At 58.3% G+C, this 3,072-nt stretch carries 2 protein-coding genes; both read right to left on the bottom strand.

Annotated elements, in window-relative coordinates; genetic code table 11:
- Positions 1 to 342: 342 nt before the first annotated feature.
- The gene (locus ABWQ00_RS15750; protein ID WP_353239604.1) at positions 343 to 1,755 is read right to left on the bottom strand and encodes a DNA cytosine methyltransferase; all 1,413 of its coding nucleotides are present in this window, start codon (positions 1,753 to 1,755) and stop codon (positions 343 to 345) included.
- Between the two features lie 641 nt (positions 1,756 to 2,396).
- Positions 2,397 to 3,072 (bottom strand): hypothetical protein (locus ABWQ00_RS15745; RefSeq protein WP_353239603.1); only part of this gene is annotated, 676 nt, incomplete at its 5' end.

Raw genomic sequence — 3,072 nt, 5'->3', positions numbered from 1 at the left:
TTTTTGGTTCAGAAACGGGGTTGGTTCAGAAAAAATGGTTCAGATTTTTGGTTCGAAAATTCAAGATTTTTCCGTTCATTTTCGGGCTCGTCCAGAAGAGGACCATGCGTGTGACTCGAAAGTTTTCGGCCAACCTGAAGCGGCATCGCAGGCATGGTGGTCGTGCGGATGAGCAAGTGGTCATGGTGAGATGGTGGTCATGCGGATGATGGTCATGCGGCATCGCAGGCATTTCCGGCCGTTTGCCGCATGCATGGTGAGATGGTGGTCATGCGGATGAGCAGATGCGAGGCCTGTCTCAGCCTCCGCCCATTCATAACATGGTGATTACATTTCTTTTTATTATAGAATTCCACCCAAGAGCTCCATGAGGCTCGAGGCCCCCGAGGCTCTCGAGGCCTGCGAATCTGGCACATCATGCAAATCGGGCACACTCGGCTGGGCAGGAACGTGTACCAGAATCGCCAGCATTATTGCTAGTATGCAGGTGGCCGGGAAGGCGTTGCCTGCCAAGTCCTGGTATTGCGGGTCGCTCGCTTTGGCTTCAGACTTTGGCAAGAGCTCGACGGGGAAACCCTGAAACACGAGGCTCTCCACCCCCAGCATGAATCGGTTGAGGGGCTGCTTGATGCCTGGGACGTAGGCCAAGAAGTTCCGGGCACTGGGCGTGATGGTGGGTATGATGCCGTTGTCCTCCATGGTCGTCCTGTCGATGCGTTGCGAGCAGTCCACCGAGAACAACCGAGGCTTGTACTTCATGGCAAAGGCTATGATTTCCTTCTCCCTCTGTGTGCACATCTGGAACCAGGCTGACTCCTCCGTCGAAGCTGGGGCGCGCAGCTGCGCCCAGCTCACGCCTTTGCTGTGCATGAAGGACTGATGCAACTCCGAGCTGTTACCACAGCCACCAGCATCACCACCGCCACGGCAGCAGGCCTGTCTTCGGCGCAACTCAGCCTCGACGGTGTCACCAGCGGTCTTCAGCAGCAGCTCCTTGGCTGCCACCGGCCTTGCCCTCTGCTTCTCCACGGTCTGGAAGATCGCATCCAGTACCCGCGCGGCCTCCGCGCTGGTCAACCCCAGTGACCGCTGATGCAGAAGCACAGACCATGCCCGCTTTCGGCGTTGAGGCAGCATGAACTCCTGCGCATCCAGAAGCCGCGTACGGATCTCATAGCCAGCAGCCCTCACAGCCTCAGACATATACCTCACATTGTCAGACTGATGCTCTTCTTTTGCCATTTCTGGTACGTTTTCCAAAATGGCGACCTTGGGTGCAGCAGCCTTCAAGTAGGCAATGAGGTACTGGCACGTGCTTCCTGAAGACCCTATTTGCTTTTGCAGGACATGCTTCTTAGACCCTGCCTTCAGGCAGGACATGTCTTTGCACGAATAGCCGATGACAGCCAAGAACGCGGAGAAATCCACGCTGCACAGCTCCTTGTGCACAGAGCACTTCGCTGTGCCACTGGAGAGCTCGCCGAACTCCTGGAAACAACAAGCATCCTCTGCCTGCAGAGCAGTGTGGACTGTTCGCATCAGGTGCTCCCGCTTGAAACCAATTATTTCGCAGGAGTGGCACAAATACGGAGTTCCGCCAAGTGAGCGGAACAGCAGGTCATGTGCAACTTCAGCCATGCCAGAGCCACTGCAACTTGTCGACAATGAAGAGGTAGAGGCCGTGATCGCGCTCCGTGCCATGCTTTTTTCCTGCTCCGAAAGTTTTCCCCAGGCGAACAACAGGTACTGCTGCATCAACGTGCCTTTGTAGATTGTGTCAACGTCGAGCTGGTCGTGCACTGTAGGGGCCTGCCGGGCTCCTTTTGGAGCCGAGGTCTCCGCTGAAGGCGGAAGCTCGCCCGCGCGTTTCATTGCGGGCATCTGCGCTTGCAGGGGAAGTCTCGGGCCACGTGCTATCGCAGATGCAGCCTGCAGGACTCCAGACCACTTGCAGCATGCACCAAGGCCTCTCGCAAAGCCGTGGATCGTGGCTCATGGTGCGGAAGTCCAGGGGGTCGAGGCCTCTTGCAGCCTCCTTCAGGCGTGCGGCCTGCGGCCAATGGTGGGGAAAGTCTAGCGGGTGCCACGGTCGAGACCTCTTGCAGCCCCCTTCAAGCATGGCGCCGCGGCTCGTGGTGCGCGGTGGGCACAGGTCGTTGAGAGAGAGAGCGAGCGAGCGAGCGAGCAAGCGTGTACGTCGAGGCCTCTTGCAGCCTCCTTCAAGCGCGGCGCCGCGGCTCGTGGCTCGCGGCGGGCACAGGAGAGAGAGCGAGAGAGAGAGAGCGAGAGAGAACGCGAGAGAACGAGGGAGCGAACGTGCGGCCGGGAAGTCATCGGGCAGGAACGTGTGCCAGGCATCGCCAGCATGACTGCGAGCAAGCAAGTGGCCGTGCCCTTCACTTCTTGGCGCGCTTCGCTGTTGCTGCGTTGTCACCGGGCAATGATGAGGAGGAGGAAGGCACCGCGCGCTTGCCTGACACCTGCTCCTTCGGCATCATGGGAGCGGCGCTGTTCATTTCAAAGATGCCCTCCAACTCGTCCACATCGGTGCCCAGGTACTTCACGAACTCTTCGTCGCTTTTGTTTGTGTCCCAGAGCACCTTCAGGCTCTTGCGCAGCTGCTTGCCAGCCGGGGTATTCAAACGGATGCTCTCGAAGGTGAGAAACTTGCTCAACCCCCACTTGAGGAGCTGGTTTCTTGACCGCTGAAGGACCTCCTCAGCCATGCTCTTGATCTTCGGTTCCAGCTGAATCGCACTCTCATCCTTCAGCTTCGCCCGCATCTCCTTCATCCCGTTTGCAGCCTGCTTCGACAGCTGCGTGTAGAACCCTGTGATATTGATCGGCTCCGGCTCCTCCAGCATCAGGCCAGCAAGTGTGTGCATGATCTCCTCGGCACGCTTGCCAGACTCAGCGACCTGCTTCTCATGGTGGGGCATCGCGAGTCCCTTGATCATGTTGGCATGCGTGACGAACTTCGCTGCCAGATCCTCCCCCAAGGCCCACACGAGCTTGGGCTGCGTTGTCCAGATCGCCAAGCTGTTCGAACGCGTTCTTGAGGTTGCCATCGAG

This window comes from Limnohabitans sp., assembly GCF_040400975.1.
Lineage (GTDB): Bacteria > Pseudomonadota > Gammaproteobacteria > Burkholderiales > Burkholderiaceae_C > Limnohabitans_A.
The sequence above is the reverse complement of the archived record's forward strand: the minus strand, read 5'-3'. Positions and strand labels throughout refer to the sequence as shown.